This is a genomic window from Roseovarius sp. MMSF_3281 (assembly GCF_030733685.1).
In the GTDB taxonomy this organism is placed as follows: Bacteria; Pseudomonadota; Alphaproteobacteria; order Rhodobacterales; family Rhodobacteraceae; genus Roseovarius.
Genome location: NZ_JASHIM010000012.1, coordinates 65,099 through 83,784, shown reverse-complemented (window position 1 = coordinate 83,784; position 18,686 = coordinate 65,099). Strand labels below are relative to the sequence as shown.

At 61.4% G+C, this 18,686-nt stretch carries 16 protein-coding genes; 5 read left to right on the top strand and 11 right to left on the bottom strand.

Translation table 11 applies throughout. The features are described from left to right. Window positions 1–55 precede the first annotated feature (55 nt). The 3 genes from putA to RBB32_RS12620 all read left to right on the top strand — a co-directional run bounded on the left by putA (window position 56) and on the right by RBB32_RS12620 (window position 4,738). Window positions 56–3,490, top strand: coding sequence for a bifunctional proline dehydrogenase/L-glutamate gamma-semialdehyde dehydrogenase PutA (gene putA / locus RBB32_RS12630; RefSeq protein WP_306153072.1), 3,435 nt, complete (start codon window positions 56–58; stop codon window positions 3,488–3,490). A gap of 139 nt (window positions 3,491–3,629) precedes the next feature. Next, window positions 3,630–4,379 carry a rhomboid family intramembrane serine protease gene (locus RBB32_RS12625; RefSeq protein ID WP_306153107.1) on the top strand — a complete coding sequence of 250 codons (750 nt, stop codon included), beginning with the start codon at window positions 3,630–3,632 and terminating at the stop codon, window positions 4,377–4,379. Continuing rightward, a complete protein-coding gene (locus tag RBB32_RS12620) occupies window positions 4,376–4,738 on the top strand; it encodes a GFA family protein (RefSeq protein WP_306153071.1) in 363 nt (120 codons plus the stop codon). Before RBB32_RS12625 ends, RBB32_RS12620 begins: the two co-directional genes overlap by 4 nt. On the opposite strand, the gene phnE (RBB32_RS12615) is transcribed toward RBB32_RS12620, so the two are convergent. The 4 genes from phnE (RBB32_RS12615) to phnC all read right to left on the bottom strand — a co-directional run bounded on the left by phnE (RBB32_RS12615) (window position 4,735) and on the right by phnC (window position 8,803). After that, window positions 4,735–6,081 carry a phosphonate ABC transporter, permease protein PhnE gene (phnE, locus tag RBB32_RS12615; protein WP_306153070.1) on the bottom strand — a complete coding sequence of 449 codons (1,347 nt, stop codon included), beginning with the start codon at window positions 6,079–6,081 and terminating at the stop codon, window positions 4,735–4,737. The two genes, RBB32_RS12620 and phnE (RBB32_RS12615), sit on opposite strands and share 4 nt — an antisense overlap. Then, window positions 6,078–6,950 carry a phosphonate ABC transporter, permease protein PhnE gene (phnE, locus tag RBB32_RS12610; protein ID WP_306153069.1) on the bottom strand — a complete coding sequence of 291 codons (873 nt, stop codon included), beginning with the start codon at window positions 6,948–6,950 and terminating at the stop codon, window positions 6,078–6,080. Before phnE (RBB32_RS12610) ends, phnE (RBB32_RS12615) begins: the two co-directional genes overlap by 4 nt. Before the next feature lie 72 nt (window positions 6,951–7,022). Beyond that, entirely contained in the window at window positions 7,023–7,925 is a 903-nt protein-coding gene (gene phnD, locus RBB32_RS12605; protein ID WP_306153068.1) for a phosphonate ABC transporter substrate-binding protein, read from the bottom strand. A 53-nt stretch (window positions 7,926–7,978) separates the two neighbouring features. Beyond that, window positions 7,979–8,803, bottom strand: coding sequence for a phosphonate ABC transporter ATP-binding protein (gene phnC / locus RBB32_RS12600; RefSeq protein WP_306153067.1), 825 nt, complete (start codon window positions 8,801–8,803; stop codon window positions 7,979–7,981). A 166-nt stretch (window positions 8,804–8,969) separates the two neighbouring features. Between phnC and RBB32_RS12595 the strand changes: the two genes are divergently transcribed. Beyond that, entirely contained in the window at window positions 8,970–9,506 is a 537-nt protein-coding gene (locus RBB32_RS12595) for a TetR/AcrR family transcriptional regulator (protein ID WP_306153066.1), read from the top strand. 84 nt (window positions 9,507–9,590) lie between these two features. Here RBB32_RS12595 and RBB32_RS12590 read toward each other — a convergent pair whose 3' ends face one another. Continuing rightward, window positions 9,591–11,120, bottom strand: coding sequence for a cryptochrome/photolyase family protein (locus RBB32_RS12590; RefSeq protein WP_306153065.1), 1,530 nt, complete (start codon window positions 11,118–11,120; stop codon window positions 9,591–9,593). After that, entirely contained in the window at window positions 11,114–11,779 is a 666-nt protein-coding gene (locus tag RBB32_RS12585; protein ID WP_306153064.1) for an SDR family NAD(P)-dependent oxidoreductase, read from the bottom strand. Before RBB32_RS12585 ends, RBB32_RS12590 begins: the two co-directional genes overlap by 7 nt. A gap of 387 nt (window positions 11,780–12,166) precedes the next feature. On the opposite strand from RBB32_RS12585, the gene RBB32_RS12580 reads away from it, so the two are divergent. After that, window positions 12,167–13,732: a 2-isopropylmalate synthase gene (locus RBB32_RS12580; protein WP_306153063.1), complete on the top strand. Its 1,566-nt coding sequence runs from the start codon at window positions 12,167–12,169 to the stop codon at window positions 13,730–13,732. Window positions 13,733–13,782: 50 nt separating this feature from the next. On the opposite strand, the gene recO is transcribed toward RBB32_RS12580, so the two are convergent. From recO to RBB32_RS12555, 5 genes are all read right to left on the bottom strand, one after another. Beyond that, on the bottom strand, window positions 13,783–14,520 hold the full coding sequence (gene recO / locus RBB32_RS12575) for a DNA repair protein RecO (RefSeq protein ID WP_306153062.1): 738 nt from the start codon (window positions 14,518–14,520) through the stop codon (window positions 13,783–13,785). Between the two features lie 151 nt (window positions 14,521–14,671). Continuing rightward, the gene (locus tag RBB32_RS12570) at window positions 14,672–16,039 is read right to left on the bottom strand and encodes a sigma-54 dependent transcriptional regulator (RefSeq protein ID WP_306153061.1); all 1,368 of its coding nucleotides are present in this window, start codon (window positions 16,037–16,039) and stop codon (window positions 14,672–14,674) included. Beyond that, window positions 16,036–16,173, bottom strand: coding sequence for a hypothetical protein (locus tag RBB32_RS12565; RefSeq protein ID WP_306153060.1), 138 nt, complete (start codon window positions 16,171–16,173; stop codon window positions 16,036–16,038). Before RBB32_RS12565 ends, RBB32_RS12570 begins: the two co-directional genes overlap by 4 nt. A 1-nt stretch (window position 16,174) precedes the next feature. After that, complete coding sequence (locus RBB32_RS12560; RefSeq protein ID WP_306153059.1) at window positions 16,175–17,473, bottom strand: c-type cytochrome; 1,299 nt, start codon at window positions 17,471–17,473, stop codon at window positions 16,175–16,177. Then, entirely contained in the window at window positions 17,473–18,675 is a 1,203-nt protein-coding gene (locus RBB32_RS12555) for a formate dehydrogenase subunit gamma (RefSeq protein WP_306153058.1), read from the bottom strand. Before RBB32_RS12555 ends, RBB32_RS12560 begins: the two co-directional genes overlap by 1 nt. Window positions 18,676–18,686: the final 11 nt, after the last annotated feature.

Sequence of the window (18,686 nt, the reverse complement as noted above, 5' to 3'; positions counted from 1 at the left end):
CAACTCGCATATCGGTGATATCCTTGAGCAAATCGCCTTTTCGGGAGGATCAATCATGCCCTATGACACCGACATTCGCCGCGCCATCGACCTCGGCACTTATGCCAACGAGGCCCGGACCGTGGCCCGCCTGACCGAGCTTGCGGCACTATCGGAAACCGACCGCGCCCAGATTGTCGAACGCGCCGCCGATCTGGTCCGAGATATCCGCGGCCAATCCAGCCCCGGACTTATGGAAGTCTTCCTTGCCGAATACGGCCTGTCAACCGAGGAAGGTATCGCGCTGATGTGTCTCGCCGAGGCGCTTCTGCGTGTGCCGGATGCCGATACCATCGACGCATTGATCGAAGACAAGATCGCGCCGTCGGATTGGGGCAAGCACATGGGCCACTCCGCCTCACCGCTGGTCAATGCCTCCACTTGGGCGCTGATGCTCACCGGCAAGGTGCTGGAAGATGAAAAACCGGGCATCGTCGGCACCCTACGCGGGGCCGTGCGCCGCTTGGGGGAGCCTGTCATCCGTACCGCCACGGGCCGCGCGATGAAGGAAATGGGCCGGCAGTTCGTTTTGGGCGAGACCATCCAATCGGCCATGGACCGCGCGGCGGGGATGGAGAAGAAGGGCTATTCCTATTCCTACGACATGCTGGGCGAGGCCGCGCGCACCGATGCCGACGCCACCCGCTATCACCTCAGCTATTCGCGCGCCATCACCGCCATCGCCAATGCCTGCACGCAAACCGATATTCGTGACAACCCCGGCATTTCCGTGAAACTGTCAGCGCTCCATCCCCGCTACGAGGTAGCCCAGCGCGAACAGGTGATGGATGTCCTTGTTCCCCGCCTGCGTAGCCTCGCGCTTCTGGCGAAATCCGCCAAGATGGGCCTCAATATCGACGCCGAGGAGGCCGACCGCCTCTCGCTTTCGCTGGACGTGATCGAAACCGTGCTGTCCGAGCCCGCCCTTGAGGGGTGGGACGGCTTCGGCGTGGTGGTACAAGCCTACGGCCGACGCGCCTCGCACGTTCTGGATTTCCTCAACGATCTGGCCACGCGCCTTGATCGCAAGATCATGGTGCGGCTGGTGAAAGGTGCCTATTGGGATACCGAGATCAAGCTCTCGCAGGTCGAAGGCGTCGATGGTTTCCCGGTCTTCACCTCGAAACCCGCCACCGACATCAGCTATATCGCCAATGCCCGTAAACTCCTGTCGATGACCGACCGGATCTACCCGCAATTCGCCACCCATAACGCCCATACGGCAGCGGCGATTCTTGAGATGGGCAAGGATCAAAAGGATGAGTTCGAGTTCCAGCGCCTGCACGGCATGGGCGAGGCGCTGCACGACATCATCCTGAAGAACGAAGGCACCCGCTGCCGTATCTATGCCCCCGTGGGGGCGCACCGCGACCTGCTGGCCTACCTCGTGCGCCGCCTTCTGGAAAACGGCGCCAACTCCAGCTTCGTCAACCAGATCGTGGATGAGGACGTGCCGCCCGAACTGGTCGCCCGCGACCCCTTCGAGGCGATCAATGATGAAACGCCCCACCTGCCCACCGGGCCGGAACTCTTCCTGCCCGAGCGCAAGAACTCCATGGGCTTTGACCTAGCACACCAACCCACGCTCGATGCCATCGACGCGGCACGCGACCCCTTTGCCAACCATACGTGGGACGTGGGGCCGATCCTTGCGGGCAAGACCGCGCCCGAGGCTCCAAAGCCGGTGATCAACCCCGCCGATCCCGCCGATCAGCCGGGCACCGTCGCCACCGCCAGCACGGCAGACATCGAAACCGCCCTCGCCTCGGCCAAACCCTGGGACGCAACACCCGAGGAACGCGCCAAGGTGCTCAACAAGGTGGCCGACCTTTACGAGGAAAACTATGGCGAGCTTTTCGCCGCGATCCACCGCGAGGCGGGCAAAATGGTGCTCGATGCCGTGGCCGAGTTGCGCGAGGCGGTGGATTTCCTGCGCTACTACGCCGCCAATGCGCCCGAAGGGCAGGCCGTCGGCACCTTCACCTGCATCTCGCCATGGAATTTCCCGCTGGCCATTTTCACCGGCCAGATCAGCGCCGCCTTGGCCGCCGGGAACGCCGTCCTGTCCAAACCGGCCGAGCAGACGCCGATCATCTCGGCCCTCGCCGTGGACCTGATGCACAAGGCGGGCGTGCCGAAAGAGGCCCTGCAACTCCTGCCCGGCGGCGGCGAGGTGGGCGCGGCGCTCACCTCGGATGCGCGCGTGAATGGCGTGGCCTTCACCGGCTCCACCGCCACGGCGATGAAAATCCGCGCCGCCATGGCCGAAAACCTTGCCCCCGGCGCGCCGCTTATCGCCGAAACCGGTGGGCTGAATGCCATGATCGTCGATTCCACCGCCCTGCCCGAACAGGCGGTACAGGCCATCGTCGAATCCGCCTTTCAATCGGCGGGTCAACGCTGTTCGGCCCTGCGCTGCCTCTACGTGCAGGAAGACATCGCCGAGTCGTTCATCGAAATGCTTACCGGGGCGATGGATGCCCTCAACATCGGGCTGCCGTGGCACCTTTCGACCGATGTCGGCCCGGTGATTGACGAGACCGCCCGCTCCGGCATCACCGAACACATCCAGACCGCCCGCGCCGAGGGCCGCTTGATGCACGAGTTGAAAACACCAAACGCCGGCACCTACATCGCGCCGACGCTGCTCAAGGTCGGCGGGATCGAGGATATGGAACGCGAGATTTTCGGCCCGGTCCTGCATCTGGCCACCTTCAAATCCACCGAACTGGACAAGGTGATCGACCGGATCAACGGCACCGGCTATGGCCTGACCTTCGGGTTGATGACCCGGATCGACGACCGCGTGCAATATGTCACCGACCGCATCCATGCGGGCAACATGTACGTCAACCGCAACCAGATCGGCGCCATCGTCGGCAGCCAACCCTTTGGCGGCGAGGGCCTCTCCGGCACCGGCCCCAAGGCGGGCGGCCCGCATTATCTTGCGCGGTTCACGGCGCACCCTGCCGGGCAGGCGGGCGGCGACTGGCCGCGCGACATGGGCCGCGACGACCTGCAAGGCGCGCTCGACAAGGCCAATGCCCATCAGGCCGAGCGCCGCGACGCATTGGTCCTGCCGGGGCCAACGGGCGAATCCAACCGCCTGACCACCCACACGCGCGAGGCGCTGCTGTGTCTCGGGCCGGGGCCCGAGGCCGCCGCCGAACAGGCCCGCTTGGTCGAAGCCTTGGGCGGCATCGCCGTGCAGGCCACGGGCCACGTCGCGCCCGAGGCGCTGACCGGCATGGGCGGGCTGTCCGGCGTGCTTTGGTGGGGCGATGAGACCACCGCCCGCGCCTATGCGCAGGCGCTTGCCGGCCGCGCGGGGCCGATCCTGCCGCTGATCGCCGGCCAGCCCGACACCGGCCACGCCCTGCACGAACGCCACGTTTGTGTTGATACCACCGCCGCAGGCGGCAACGCTGCCCTGCTGGGCGGTATGTCCTGACGCGCCCCCCGTCCCGGGCTTGACCCGGGACCTCACGACCAGCCAAGAGGCCCCGGGTCAAGCCCGGGGCGTGTCGCACCCACCTCGCAGCGTACACCACGCGCTTGACGCGGGGCGGCAGGCGGGCCAACTATCCTGCATGCTGCCCATCCGCGATCATAACCCGTCCGAGCAGACCCCATGGGTCACCTATGCCCTGATCGCCGTGAACGTGGCGATTTTCCTCAGTTACTGGGGCCTCTTCACGAACGACCGCGCCATCAGCATGTTCTTTCTCGAATGGGGCATGGTCCCGGTCCTGGTCACCGAACAGGGCACCTGGGGCACGATGTTCAGCTCCATGTTCCTGCACGGCAGCATCATGCACCTTTTGGGCAACATGCTGTTTCTATGGATTTTCGGCGACAACCTGGAAGAAGAGATGGGCCATATCCGCTATCTTCTCTTCTACCTCGCCTCCGGCCTTGGCGCGGGGCTGGCGCATTATCTCGCCGCCCCCTATAGCGAGGTGCCCACCGTCGGCGCCTCGGGGGCGATCGCGGGCGTGATGGGCGGCTACCTGCTTTTGTTCCCCAAGGCGCAGGTCGATATCTTCGTCTTCATCGTCTTTATCATCAAGGTGATCCCGGTCCCGGCATGGCTCATGCTGGCGGTCTGGTTCGCCATGCAACTCTTTGGCGGTTTCGGGGCCGATCCCACGACCGGCGGCGTGGCCTACTGGGCGCATGCGGGCGGCTTCGTGGTGGGGGCCATCCTGACCGTGCCGGTCTTCCTGCGCCGCGGCGGCATAGGGTTCTGGGACCGCACCGAAGGTCACCCGCCCCACCCCGAGGCCGAATACCGCTATCAACGCAGCCATATCCCCCGCGTCAGGAGGCGCCGCAAATGAAAACCAGATCCACCTGCCACTGCGGCGCCGTCGAACTTCACCTTGATTTGCCGAACGGCATTCAACAGGCCCACCGCTGTACCTGTTCCTTCTGCCGTCGCCGCGCGGCCCCCAATATCTCGGTCCCACTAGAGGCGCTGACCGTGGTGCGCGGCGCCGATAACCTCACGCTCTACACATGGGGCACCGGCACCGCGCAGCACTATTTTTGCAAAACCTGCGGCATCTACACCCACCATCAACGCCGCTCGAACCCGAACGAATACGGCGTCAACCTTGGCTGCATCGAAGGCGTAAACCCCGCCGATTACGAGCCGATCCCCTGGAGCGACGGCATCAACCACCCCTCGGATCGTTAAACCCCGGCATCGTCCGACTGGATCAGCCGCCGGCGCAACCACCCCGAGATCGTGTCCATCGCCATCACCATCAACACGATCAGCACGATGTAATAACTCACCTCTTCCCAATCCTTCTGGGTGATGATCGCCTGGGTCAGCAACAACCCGATCCCGCCGCCGGTAATCGCGCCGATGATCGTGGCGCTGCGGGTGTTGGATTCAAGGTAATACAAAAGCTGGCTCAACAAGACCGGCGTGATCTGCGGAATAACCCCGAACCGATACCGCTGCATCGGCTTGGCCCCCGTCGATTGCACCCCTTCGATCTGCTTTTCATCCACGTTTTCCAAGGTTTCCGAGAAAAGCTTGCCAAACGTCCCAGTATCGGTCAGCAGGATCGCCAAGGCCCCGGTCAGCGGCCCCGGCCCGAAGGCCCGCGCCAACACGATGGTCCAGATCAGGGCATCCACCCCCCGCACGAAATCGAACACCCGCCGCACGCCAAAGCGCACCGCCATGAAGGGCGAGAAGTTCCGCGCCGCCATGAAGGCCAAGGGCAGCGCCAGCATGGCGGCCCCGAAGGTGCCAAGAAAGGCCATCAGGATGGTTTCGAACACCGCCCACATGACTTCCGAATGCCGCCACATGGCGTTGTTCCAGAAATCATGCCACATGGCCGCGATGTTCGACACCTCCGGGCGCACGGGGTCGCCCGATACCGCAAGCCCCAGCAACTCGCCAAAGCCCTTGCCATGAAACGGGCTGTCCAGCGTGAAGAAGAACAGCTCCCACCCCATGTCATACTTGAACAGCTCCGCCCGCGTGCGCGTCACCGTCAGACGGCCCCGGTCGGTGGTCACAGCCAGCCGGTTTTTCGAGGCATTGATCCACTCGGGCTGGTCCTCCATGTCGCCTTGCGGAAACACCATCTCGACCCCGCTGCGCGAGGGGCGTGCCTCGATCACCCCGAACTCGGGGATATCGTAACGCACCCAATCGCCTTCATAGGTCACCACGTGGCCCCGGCCCAGTTGCGCCACCATGCCGGTCTCGGTCAGGTTGACCCAGTCGGGCGCGGTGCCCTCGGCATAGGTGCCCTTGCGCTCACCCTCGATGGCAATCTCGATACTCTCCGACCGCGCATCGTATAAAACATGGGTCTTGTGGCTATAGCTATCGGCCACCAGGGCGCGGGCATTGTCGATGCTCGCCCGCTCGCTCAACCCCGGGATATCGAAGGCAAAGAAGATATAGACGAAATAGACTAGGATCACCGCAGGCAGGCCAAAATTGAACAGGCGCTTGCGCTGGAACAGGCGGCTTGCCTCGCCCTTGAAATCGGCTGTCGCTGTCATGCTCATTGCTGCGCCCCCTTGGTCAGGCGATCCCGGTAATAGGATGAAATCTGGTCGAAAAAGACGATGGTCAGGAACAGCAGGATGAAAATCGCCGCTGCCTCGTCGAATTTGCCCTGCCCCCATGACATGGCGTTCTTAAGCTCGTACCCGATGCCGCCCGCGCCCACGAACCCAAGGATGGCCGAGGCGCGGATATTGATCTCGAACCGCAGCAGCGCGTAACTCAGGTAATTCGGTGCCACCTGCGGAATGATCCCCAGAAGCATCCGCTGCGACCAGCTTGCGCCGACCGATTGCAAGCCCTCCACGGGCTTGAGAGAGGCATTCTCGTTCACCTCCGAAAACAGCTTGCCCAGCGCGCCCACGGTATGCAGCGCAATCGCGATCATCGCTGGCACCGGACCGCCGCCCAAGACAAAGATCAGCACCAATGCAATCACGATCTCGGGGATCGCGCGCAGGATATCCATGATCCGCCGGAACACCGGGATCATCCGGGGCCAGCGCGCCATGCCCCGCGTCGATAACAGCGACATCAAGATACCCAGCAACGCCCCCAAAAGGGTTGAGGCTGCCGCGATATTCACGGTCTCCAGAAGCGCGGGGAAAAACGTCACGAAATGACCGGGCAGTTCATGGGCCTTCTCGATGGCCTCGCCCCAGACCTGTGCCGGGAAATCCAGCACATTGTGCCAGCCATCCCAAAAGCCACCGGCATTGCGGCTGTCGGCAAGGTTGAACCCCGCCACCATCAGCGCCACGAAAATCGCCAGCATCGCACCGGAATAAAGCCGCCTGCGGCGCGTCATCGCCATGTAGGCGCTACGAATTCCATCCGTCGTGATCGGCGCCTGCGCGCTCAGGTCTGCCATGCCCTGTCCCCCGGCTGCGTATCAAAAAGGGCCCACCCTTTGCGGGTGGACCCATCTGTCATTCAAACTGGATCAGTTCGATTTGGCCTTACGGGCCTCGATGATCGACAGGTAGGCGTCGTGGGTGATCGGCATGAAGCCTTTCGCGTCACCCTGCAGAACACCATAGGCGCACTCTTCGTCCATCGACTTGAGCGAAGCCATCAGGCCCGTCATCTTCAGCTTCACATCCTCGGGCAGCTCGGAACGCAGGACAACAGGGCCCTCGGGGATCGGCTTGGATTGCCAGATTTGAACAAGGTCGTTCATGTCGACCAGGCCGGCGTCAACCGCCTTGCGCAGCGCGCCCGAGTTATAGCCGTCTTCCCAGTTGCCCAGACCGTCGGCCCATGTCACGCCCGCGTCCACGTCGCCGTTGTTCACTGCAACGATGGTCTGCTCGTGGCCGCCGGTGAATTTCACTTCACCGAAATAATCGCCCGATTGCATGGTGGCATTGATCTCGGTGGGGATTTCGATCGACGGGATCAGGTACCCCGAGGTCGAGTTCGGATCGCCAAAACCAAAGACCTTGCCTTCCATGTCGTCCAGCGAGGTGATGCCGCTGTCCTTGCGGGCAAAACCGATCGAATGGTAGCCATAGCCGCCATCAAGGTTCACCTTGACCAGAACCGGCTCAACCGCGTCGGGGTTTTCCAGATAGGTCTTGGCATAGCCCGAGGCGCCCAGCCACGCCATGTCGATGGTGCCGCCCAGCAGGCCCTGGATCACGCCGTTGTAATCGGCGGGCGCGAACAGCTTGGTTTCAACACCCAGCAGCTCCTCGGTCTTCTCGCGCAGGCACTCGTTTGAATTCATGCGGTCCTGGGCGTTTTCACCACCCAGGATGCCGATGCGGAATTCGCTGATGTCCTGGGCCAGCACAGGGCTGGTCAGGGCCGTGGTGGCCACGATGGCGGCAAGCAGTTTTTTCATGGTTTCTCTCCGATTGGATTGTGTGAGTCTTAGGTTGAAGGCTCGGGGAAATTTCAAAGCGCGGCCTCGGCCTCGCGGATGGCGGCACGGCCCGGACGCTCGATTGTCTCGATCGCGGTCGAGGTACTGGCCTCGGAAAACCCGGCATCCGCGCCGTAAATGTCGCGCGCGACACCGGTGGTCAGTTGCTCGGGGCTTCCGTCAAAAACGATCCGCCCATGCAGCATGCCGATCACCCGGTCGCAATAACGCCGCGCGGTATCCAGCGTGTGCAGGTTGGCAATCACCGTGCGCCCGTCTTCCTCGTGAATACGGCGCAGATCATCCATCACCACCTGCGCGTTCATCGGGTCAAGGCTGGCAATCGGTTCATCGGCCAGAACGATCTTGGGGTCCTGCATCAGCGCCCGGGCAATCGCCACGCGCTGCTGCTGCCCGCCCGAAAGCGCCTCGGCCCGCTTGGGCGCATGTTCGGCAATGCCCAGACGATCCAGAATATCAATCGCGCGGTGAATGTCCGCCTCGGGATAGAGGTTGAACATCGTCGCCAAGGTCGAACGGCGGTTAAGCGTGCCATGCAACACGTTCGAAACCACGTCCATCCGCGGCACAAGGTTGAACTGCTGAAAGATCATCGCGCAATCGGATTGCCAAGCACGCTTATCCGCGCCCTTAAGTGCGGTTACATCGCGCCCCTCGAAGGCAATCTTGCCCTCGCTGGCGTCGGTCAGCCGGTTCAACATCCGCAACAGCGTGGACTTGCCCGCCCCCGAACGCCCGATGATCCCGATCATCGCCGGGCGCTCCACGTCGAACGAAACGGCATCCACGGCCGTGTTCTTGCCAAACCTGCGCGTCAGATTGCTTACTGTCAGCAATGCACATCCCCCTTTGTCTTGGCGCCCACCTACGTGCCCCGCCTGACAACTCTGCGACAGTTCGTTGAAAGTTTTGTAACGTGGGCGATGGGCGAAAAGGCACCGCCCCCGCCCCCGCGTCACCGCATCCCTTGCCCAAGCCCTGCGCCGGGCGTAGGACATCCCCATGACACGCGCCCCCAAACGCCTGACCCGTGACGATTGGCTCACCGCCGGGCTTTCGGCCCTGCGCACCCACGGCCCCGAAGCATTGAAGGCCGAGCCGCTGGCACGCACCATGGGCACCACCAAGGGCTCTTTCTACTGGCATTTCGAAGATGTCCCCGCGTTTCACCGCGGCCTTCTGGAACTGTGGGAGAAAACCGCACAAACCGCCCTCTCACAGGCTCAGGCCGGCTCTGGCACGGCCACAAGCCGCCTGCGCCACACCGCCCAAACCCTAGCCGATCAGGCCGGCGCCGATGCCGCCATCCGCGCATGGGCGCGCGGCCACGACGGCGCGGCCGAAACGCTGGCCCGCGTCGATGCCGCCCGGCTCGATTGCCTGCACGCACTTTTGTCCGAGGTCGGTATCTCCAACCCCGAAATGGCCCGCATTATACTGGCCAGCGGCATCGGCATGGCGCAACTCGGCGAAATCCACGACCACGACAATACCGGCGCCATCGGCTCTCTTGTCGATCTGGTGCTTGCCCTGCGCTGACGCCGCTTGAAACGAGGCCCCGGATCAAGCCCGGGGCGCGACATCCCCAAGCCACCCGTCCCGGGCCTGACCCGGGACCTCGCTTTAAACCACCTCGCCCGCGTCCAGTTTATCCAGAATACGCCGCGCGCCATCCAAAACCGCGTCGCGCTTGCCCTCGTCCATCCTGTCCCACGTGCGATACATCTGGCCCATGCGTGGATTGCCTTCGAACCGCTCCCTGTGCCGCTGCATGAAATCCCAGAAGAGAAGGTTGAACGGGCAGGCCCCCTCGCCCACTTTTTCCTTCACCGAATAGGCACAACCGCCGCAATAATCCGACATCTTGGCGATATAATTGCCCGAACTCACATAGGGTTTGCTGGCGATGATCCCGCCATCGGCAAACTGGCTCATCCCGATGGTGTTGGGGGCCTCCACCCATTCGAACGCATCCGCATAGACCGCCAGGTACCATTCATGCAGCTGCCCCGGGTGGACCCCGGCCAGTAATGCAAAATTCCCCGTCACCATCAGCCGTTGAATGTGATGGGCATAGGCCTCCTCGCGGGTCTGCGCCACCGCATGGCCGACGCAATTCATCCGCGTTTCACCGCCCCAATACATCCACGGCAAATCGCGCTTGTGGCCCAGCGCATTGCGCGCCGTATAGTCCGGCCCCTCGCGAAAATAGATGCCCCGCACATATTCGCGCCAGCCAGTCACCTGCCGGATAAACCCCTCGGCGGCATTGATCGGCACGCGCCCGGCTTTCCATTCCTCTTCCACACGGGCACAGATTTCCACAGGATCAAGCAATCCAATGTTCAAATACGGCGATAACACCGAATGATGCAGGAACTTGTCCCCCTGCAACATCGCATCCTGATAATCGCCGAACCCCTCCAGTAAATGCTTGGCGAAATGATCCAGCGCGCGCAGGGCCTGCGCCCGCGTCACCGCAAAATGAAAGGGCCGCAACGCCCCGAAATTCTCACCGAACTGCGCCTCGACCAGATCAAGCACCTCCTCGGTCATCTCATCGGGCGTGAACTGCATCGGCTGGGATCGCAGCATATCGTCCGAGGCAGGCTTGCGGTTGTCGTGGTCGTAATTCCACTTGCCCCCCGCCGGTTTGCCCTCCTCCATCATCAGGCCCGTCTTGCGCCGCATCTCGCGATAGAAATATTCCATCCGAAGCTCTTTGCGCCCCTCGGCCCAATCGTCGAACTCATCAAGCGAACAGATGAACCGATCATCGGGCAAAAGCGTCACGCTAAGCGGCGCATTCTCCAGCGCCTCAATCAACCGCCACTCACCGGGCCGGGTGGCCAGAACCGCGCTCACCCCGTGCTCTTGGCCCCGGCGCATCAATTCACCGACGATGGATTTCGAGGCTTCCGCGTCATCCATCCGCGTATAGGCCACGCGCCAGCCGTCCTCTTCCAGCTCAGCCGCGAAATGCCGCATCGCCGACAGCACCAGCGCGATCTTCTTGGGGTGGTGCGGCACATATCCCGCCTCGTCCCCCACCTCGGCCATGACGATCAAGTCATTCGCCTTATCCGCCTCCCGCAGCGCCGAAAGCCCCGCGCTCAACTGGTCCCCAAGGACCAGAACCAACCGTTTCACCATGGCACACGCTTCCCCGCCCAATCGTAAAACTGCCCCGTGTCCTTCGTGGTCAGCCCATCAATAACGCTCAAAAGGTTAACGGCAGCTTCCTGCGCCGTGACGGTGGGGTGCCCCTTGGCGTATTTCTCGGTCAGCGGCGTTTCCACCGTGCCGGGATGCAGCGCCACGCAAATCGCGTCGCGGTGGCTCCGGCCAATCTCGATCGCCCCGGTGTGGATCATCTGGTTTAACGCCGCCTTGGCCGTCCGGTAACTGTACCACCCACCGAAACCGTTATCGCCGATCGACCCCACCCGCGCCGAAAGCGCAGCAAACACGCTCCGCCCCTCCCTGGGCAACAGGCGGACGGCATGTTTCATCACCAAGGAGGGCCCGACGCAATTCAACATGAACTGCGCGCGCATCGCCTCTGCGTCCAAGTGCTTCAGGGATTTCTCCGGCCCCCGTCCCTCCAACTCCAACGCGCCGGTCGCGACGAACACCAAGTCGAACGGCCCCTCCAACCGGCCCAAAGCCGCCTCGACCGACCCTTCATCGGTCACGTCCAACCCATCGTCGCGCCGCGACAGCCCGGTGACCGAGACACCACGCGCGGCCAAAGCCTCCGAGATGGCCGTTCCAATCCCGCCCGAGGCGCCGATGATCAATGCTCTTTCCATGTGGAGGAAGCTAGCGGGCCGGCGCGCCCCTTCAAGCATCCGCCTCCATTTCACGACCCCGACATTTGAACGAAACAGTTTAGAATTTTGTACGACTTGTACGTTCGTCTTCGCGCCGCCCCCGATTTTCGTACAAAACTCACGTACAAAACGTACAAAACGTACAAAACATTTCGGGGTTTTCATCGCCCGTCATCATCCCTATACTTTTACGCATGATGAAGCAGGACCATATCCTTTCTGGCCAGACGCCCCGCAATGCGGGTTGCGTTTCCCTCCTGCTACTCCTAAGCCGCCTCTGAGCGTGCCATCATCCGGCGCGACCGCTCAGAGGGTGTGCTTTTTCTCTTTCGCGCCAATGGCTTAGGATAACGAACGAGACCCGACATGACTGATACTTCCAAAGACCGCGTGGTGATTTTCGACACCACCCTGCGCGACGGCGAACAATCTCCCGGCGCCACCATGACCCATGATGAAAAGCTCGAAATCGCCGCCATGCTCGATGACATGGGCGTTGATATCATCGAGGCCGGTTTCCCCATCGCCTCCGAAGGGGACTTCAGGGCAGTTTCGGAAATTGCCAAAAATTCCGTAAACTCGACGATCTGTGGCTTGGCCCGTGCCAACCCCAAGGATATCGACCGCTGCTGGGAGGCGGTGAAACACGCGAAAAGCCCGCGAATTCATACGTTTATCGGCACCTCGCCCCTGCACCGGGCGATCCCCGACCTCAGCCAAGATGAGATGGCCGAGCGGATTCACGAGACGGTGACCCACGCCCGCAACCTCTGTGACAACGTGCAATGGTCCCCCATGGATGCGACTCGCACCGAGTGGGATTATCTGGCCCGGGTCGTCGAAATCGCCATCAAGGCCGGCGCCACCACCATCAACATCCCCGACACCGTCGGCTACACCGCCCCCGTCGAATCCGCCGAGTTGATTCAACGGCTTATCGCCGAAGTCCCCGGTGCCGACGAGATCGTTTTCGCCACCCATTGCCACAACGATCTGGGCATGGCGACGGCCAATGCACTGGCCGCCGTCGCCGGTGGTGCGCGTCAAATTGAGTGTACTATCAATGGCTTGGGCGAACGCGCCGGCAACACTGCATTGGAAGAGGTCGTCATGGCCCTCAAGGTGCGCGGCGACATCATGCCCTATTTCACGCATGTCGACAGCCGCAAGATCATGAACATCTCGCGCCGCGTCGCCACTGTGTCGGGCTTCCCGGTGCAGTACAACAAGGCCATCGTCGGCAAGAACGCCTTCGCGCATGAATCCGGCATCCACCAGGACGGCATGCTCAAGAACGCCGAAACCTTCGAGATCATGCGCCCCGAAGACGTGGGCCTTTCTGAAACCAATATCGTTTTGGGCAAACACTCGGGCCGCGCCGCCCTGCGCGCGAAGTTGAAAGACCTCGGGTACGACCTGGCCGAGAACCAGCTCAATGACATGTTCGTGCGCTTCAAGGATCTCGCCGATCGCAAAAAAGAGGTTTATGATGAAGACCTTATCGCCCTGATGCGCGCGGGCGAGGACGAGGCGAAAGACCGCCTTGTCGTCAAATCCCTGCGCGTGGCCTGCGGCACCGGCGGCCCGGCCGAGGCCGAGTTAATCATGACCATCGACGGCGAAGAAAAGACCGCCAAGCAAACCGGCGACGGCCCGGTCGACGCCACTTTCAAGGCCGTACGTGAGTTGCACCCCAACTCCGCCCATCTGTCGCTCTATCAGGTGCACGCCGTAACCCAAGGTACAGATGCGCAGGCCACGGTTTCCGTCCGGCTTGAAGAAGATGGCAACATCGCCACGGGCCAATCGGCAGATACCGATACCGTCGTCGCCTCTGCCAAGGCGTATGTCAACGCGCTGAACCGTTTGCTGGTCCGCCGTGGCCGTGTCGGCGAAGACGAAAAAGAGATCAATTACAAGGACGTATCGTAATTACGCCTACCTGATCACCTTCAAAGCCCGGCCCATTTTGCCGGGCTTTGTTATGCCATTTCCGCCCTTGCACGAAGCCTGTCCACGAACCGTTGCCGCGCCCCGGGAAGCGGCGTGTTACCCATCTCCGAGGCCAGGTGATTTTGCAGGAAATGCCCGGTCACGCGAAACGCCTCGACCAATTCCGCGTCCGGCGCAGGCCCCTCCCCCAACAAGCACGGCGGCAAGGGCAAAAGCTTATCCGCCCATTCCCCGGCACCGGCCCTCGACACCGCTCGCCCGGTCCGCGGCGACACAAAGCTAAGGTCATTCGCCCGCCGCCCCAGCGCCGCGCAGGTGGATAAATCAAGGCCAAAGCCCATGTCATCCAGTAGGGTCATTTCCCATCGAAGATAGGCCAAGGGCCAGATTTCCGATTGGCCCAGAAGGTCAAGTAATTGCTCGGTTTTTTCATAAAGACGTGCATGGGCCTCACGCTCGGGCAGGCAAAACAGCAACAACGCCGTCACCGCGTTCAACCCCGCCAGTGACAGCCTATCCCCCATCGACGACGCCGCGCGTGAGCGCAAAGGCTCAACCGTAAAGGTGCCGATATGATCTTCCAGCCGGGCGCGCCACGTCAGGTCCAATTGCGCGCCGGGCTGCAAGACCGGGGCCAATTTGCGCGATGTCCCCCCCCGCACCACACCCGCATGCCGCCCGCGCCCCGGCGTGAACACCTCGATGATCGCCGAGGTTTCACCATGGGTCCGGTTTGAAAGAAGTATGCCCTGATCACGCCATTCCATGCCCGCATAGGACACCAGCCAAAGCATATTGCCAAGGGGCCCAATTTCGCGGCACCCGGGCCATTTCATGCATGGTGATGACCGAAGGGCACCGGCCAGCCAACAGCGCTTCGTGCTTTCTAGCCCGACCCAAAGGCCGGGAAAGGCAAAATTACACGCCCCAAGCAGCGCATTTGCGATCCACGGTCTTGCGCGAGACCCCAAGCCTGCGCGCGGCTTCCGCCCGGTTCCCGCCGCAGGCATCCAGGACGGTCATGATATGACGCTGTTCCACCAGTTCCAGTGTTTCCATGGCCTCTGTGCCGGTCACACGGCCGGAACCTTCGAATTCTTCAGGGAATTGCCCAAGGATAACCGAGCGTTCGATCAGGTTGCGCAACTCTCGCACATTGCCCGGCCAGTCATAGCGGCTAAGCTTTAGAAAAACCTCTTCGTTCAACTCCAGCGCAGGCAGGCCCAGGACACGGGAAAAATCGCTCATAAACAAGGCAGCCAGTTCGACGATATCCTCCGTACGCTCGCGCAGCGGCGGCATCTCGATATTCATCACGTTGATGCGGTGATACAGGTCGGCGCGGAAACGGCCCGCCGACACTTCGGCCTCAAGGTCGGCATTGGTGGCAAAGAAAAAGCGCAGGTTCAGTGGGATATCTCGCTCGGCCCCGGTGGGGCGGATTCGGCAATCTTCCAGAACACGCAGTAGGCTGGCCTGCACCTGCTCGGGCAATTGCGCCACCTCGTCCAAAAACAGCGTGCCGCCATCGGCATGAAGGAACAAACCGTCCTTGCGGCCCCGGTCCGATTGAATCACGCCGAACAGATCATCGGCGATCCGATCCGGCGCAATCGCCGCGCAATTGACAGCAACAAATGGTTTTTCAGCCCTGTCCGACATGCCATGAAGCGTCCGCGCGGCAATTTCCTTGCCCGTCCCGCTGGCCCCCGTGAACAGCACCGAGGTCGGCAAAGGCGCGACGCGATCCAGCATGTCACGGACCTTGGCAATCGCCGGGGAATTCCCCAAAAGCCGCCCGCGGGCTGTCTGGCCAATCTCGGACAGTTCGTGCTTCAAAAGATCGTTTTCCCGGCGCAGGTACTTGCGATCAAGCGCGCGTGACACTGCATTCAGGATTTGATTTGCCCGGAAGGGTTTCAAAACGAAATCCGCCACGCCCGCCCGCAACGCCCGGATGGCGGTATCAAGATCGGCGTAAGCCGTGATCAGGATCGCATCGGCAAAAAGCCCGATCCGGCGCTGTTCGGCCAACCAATCCAACCCGGTCACGTCCGGCATGATGTTGTCGAGAATGACCAGATCGAAATGTGATTGATCCAGAAATTCAGTCGCTTGCTTACACGACGCTGCCTGCTCAACCCGCTTGCAATGCGGCTCAAGCACCTTGGTCAGAAAATTGCGCATGCCCGGTTCGTCATCGATCACGAGGATCGAGGCAACGGCAAGGGTTTCACCATACTCGCCGCTGGTTTCACGCCCTGTTTGCGACAATGGGGCCGTCATTCGGTAGCATCACCGAGGCGCACCGCGTTCCCGGCAGAAACTTCCCCGGACGAAAAACCGGCCTCGTTGAGGCCATAGTATGCAACAATCGTAATAACCACCGCCGCAGCGAATGCAGTGTACATGGCTTTCATCTTAGTTCTCCTTGATGGCGGTTGCCTTGCGAAGGTATTCGATCAAATCATCACGGTCGGTTTCTGCCGATATGCGCTGCATCGGCATCTTGGAGCCCGGGATATAATGGTCGGGCCCGATGTCGAACAGGGCGTCGATTGTTTCGTCTGTCCATGTGATATCTGCAGTCTCTAATGTGGGCGAATAAGGATAATCCGGCAATGCCCCGGCTTTTCGCCCGAACACCCCATAGAGGCTTGGTCCCGCCTTGCGCGAGGGCGGCGGCGTCAAGGCATGACAGATCGAGCATTTGCGCATGAATTGCCGTTCGCCATTTGGCATTTCGTCGGGATCTCGCAAGAAGCTCCGCCCAGCTTGGCCTGCGGGATCGAATGTATCCAAAAGGGCCACGGGCCATGAGTAAACAACATCGCTCAGGCCTGCGGCCAGAATGTTTTGTCCATCCGCGCTGAACGCAAGGGCCCAGACCGGTCCACGCTGCATGGCCCTGAAATCACGGGCGATCCGCCAGTCTTGCGTGTCGATCACCATGATATAGCCATGCCCATCCCCCACGGCCAATTGTCCGGTCTGGGCATGATGGGCCAAGGAGAGGATCGGACGCCGATCCAATGAGAAATCATAAAGCGCGTGCCCCTCTTCTGGGTCGATCACCCGTGTCATCCCGTCGACCGCACCATAGGCCAGCCAACTCAAGTCAGGAGCAAGGACGATCCTGTTCACACCAAAGCCCTGATTGATCAACACGCGGGACGTTCCCGTTTCAACATCCCAGATACGGATCGACCCATCTGCCGACGCGGAAAACAGCCGCCCGTCATGGCCAAAGGAAACAGCGTTCACCGGGGCCTCATGCCCTTGCAGGAAACGCCGCGCGCCGTTTTCCAGTGACCAAATGCCGATACTTCCGTCCCAACTGGCCGAGGCCAAGGTACCGCCATCGGGAGAGACCCCAAGATCCATGACCTTCCCTTTATGCCCTTCCAGCCGTGTCGTCACCGCACCATCTGCGCCCCACAGAATTATGGAAAAATCATCTGCCGCCGAGGCAAGCCTCGTATCATTCAGAAACAAAACGGTATTCACCGCCGCTTCGTGCCCTTCAAGCCAAACCGGGGTACGTCCTTCCCACAGGCCGACAGAATTGTCGAAACTGGCCGTGGCGACCTGCCCGGTGCTTGTATTGACCCCGATGCCCATCACCGGGCCTCCATGGCCCTTGAGGGTCGTGAACTGCTGACTGGCCGCCGGGAAGGCGGCCAGAAGCAGCGCGATCAAGCTGGCCCAAAGCACACGCATTATTCTGCGGGAGTTGATGCCTTGCCCAGGGTAGGAGCTTCGTCCTTCTCCTGCAACTCTTCAAGCCACAGAGAGTGGTGTTCGCGTGCCCATTGTTCCTCCACCTCTCCCGAGCCCATGGCGTCAAACGCACCTTCCATGCCAACCGAGCCGATATAGATATGCGCAAAGATAATCGCCATGAGCACAAAGCTGACAATGGCGTGCCAGGACTGCGCAAATTGCATTTCTTCATGCGGGGCCAGATCGGTGGGCAATGCGCCAAAACCAAACAGTTGCGGCAAACCGATATCGTTCAAAATCGCGAAGGTTTTGGCAAACATCGGCAGTTCGAACGGGAACAAAAGCGAAAGACCAGACACCGAGATCGACGCACCCAGCAGGATCACCGACCAGAAGATCACCTTCTGGCCCGCGTTGAACTTCTTGGCGGGCGGGTGGACGCCTTTCTTGAATATACCCCCACCAACGGCCAACCATTTCAGGTCAGTCTTGTTCGGAATGTTGTGAACAACCCAGAAAACGAACGCCAGAATCAGGCCCAACATGAAGGCCCACGAGATATTGTTGTGCACCCATTTGCTGGCCACGGCGATCGTTGCAAAGGCTTCATGCCCAAAGGTCGGGATCAGGAATTTGCGCCCCATCAACGAAATCAAGCCGGTGATCCCAAGGACAACGAAAGACCCTGCCATCAACCAATGCGCAAAGCGTTCCATGAACTGGAAACGGGTCACTGTTCGGCCCGTCTTGTCACCGTCAATCGTGATGCGGCCACGAATAATATAAAACAGGACCAAAAGCCCAAGCGTGGCGACAAGCCCCCAGCCGCCGTAGGTGATCAATGGACCCTGACGGAACTGCAACCATGCCATGCCGCCATCTTGCACAAGCACCTTGGCCTTTTCTCCGCCCGCGGACACCTTCACATTGGCATCGTTAAATCGAAGGTCACGCCAGATATCTGCATCCGAGGCCGGCCCAAGCGGACCAAGCCCGGGGGCGGCTTCGCCATCCTCATCGCCGCCACGCCGATAGCTGTTATCGACTTTCTCTCCTCGCTGGCGGGCAAGGATATCTTCCAGGGTCGGCGCACCACCCGTGGCCGAGCGATCAATTTGGGAGACCTCGCTGGCCTCTTGGGCCGAAGCGGGCGCAAACAACAGCATAGACAGCAGTAGAGTGCACAGAAGACGTGTCATGGCGATCTGTC

Bases quoted from the DNA above. Each gene is read 5' to 3' on its own strand.
- recO (WP_306153062.1), bottom strand. From the start codon at position 14,520: ATGGAATGGCGTGATCAGGGCATACTTCTTTCAAACCGGACCCATGGT.
- phnE (WP_306153070.1), bottom strand. From the start codon at position 6,081: ATGAGCATGACAGCGACAGCCGATTTCAAGGGCGAGGCAAGCCGCCTG.
- RBB32_RS12595 (WP_306153066.1), top strand. From the start codon at position 8,970: ATGACACGCGCCCCCAAACGCCTGACCCGTGACGATTGGCTCACCGCC.
- RBB32_RS12565 (WP_306153060.1), bottom strand. From the start codon at position 16,173: ATGAAAGCCATGTACACTGCATTCGCTGCGGCGGTGGTTATTACGATT.
- RBB32_RS12585 (WP_306153064.1), bottom strand. From the start codon at position 11,779: ATGGAAAGAGCATTGATCATCGGCGCCTCGGGCGGGATTGGAACGGCC.
- RBB32_RS12620 (WP_306153071.1), top strand. From the start codon at position 4,376: ATGAAAACCAGATCCACCTGCCACTGCGGCGCCGTCGAACTTCACCTT.
- RBB32_RS12590 (WP_306153065.1), bottom strand. From the start codon at position 11,120: ATGGTGAAACGGTTGGTTCTGGTCCTTGGGGACCAGTTGAGCGCGGGG.
- RBB32_RS12555 (WP_306153058.1), bottom strand. From the start codon at position 18,675: ATGACACGTCTTCTGTGCACTCTACTGCTGTCTATGCTGTTGTTTGCG.
- RBB32_RS12625 (WP_306153107.1), top strand. From the start codon at position 3,630: ATGCTGCCCATCCGCGATCATAACCCGTCCGAGCAGACCCCATGGGTC.
- RBB32_RS12580 (WP_306153063.1), top strand. From the start codon at position 12,167: ATGACTGATACTTCCAAAGACCGCGTGGTGATTTTCGACACCACCCTG.
- phnD (WP_306153068.1), bottom strand. From the start codon at position 7,925: ATGAAAAAACTGCTTGCCGCCATCGTGGCCACCACGGCCCTGACCAGC.
- RBB32_RS12560 (WP_306153059.1), bottom strand. From the start codon at position 17,473: ATGCGTGTGCTTTGGGCCAGCTTGATCGCGCTGCTTCTGGCCGCCTTC.
- RBB32_RS12570 (WP_306153061.1), bottom strand. From the start codon at position 16,039: ATGACGGCCCCATTGTCGCAAACAGGGCGTGAAACCAGCGGCGAGTAT.
- phnE (WP_306153069.1), bottom strand. From the start codon at position 6,950: ATGGCAGACCTGAGCGCGCAGGCGCCGATCACGACGGATGGAATTCGT.
- putA (WP_306153072.1), top strand. From the start codon at position 56: ATGCCCTATGACACCGACATTCGCCGCGCCATCGACCTCGGCACTTAT.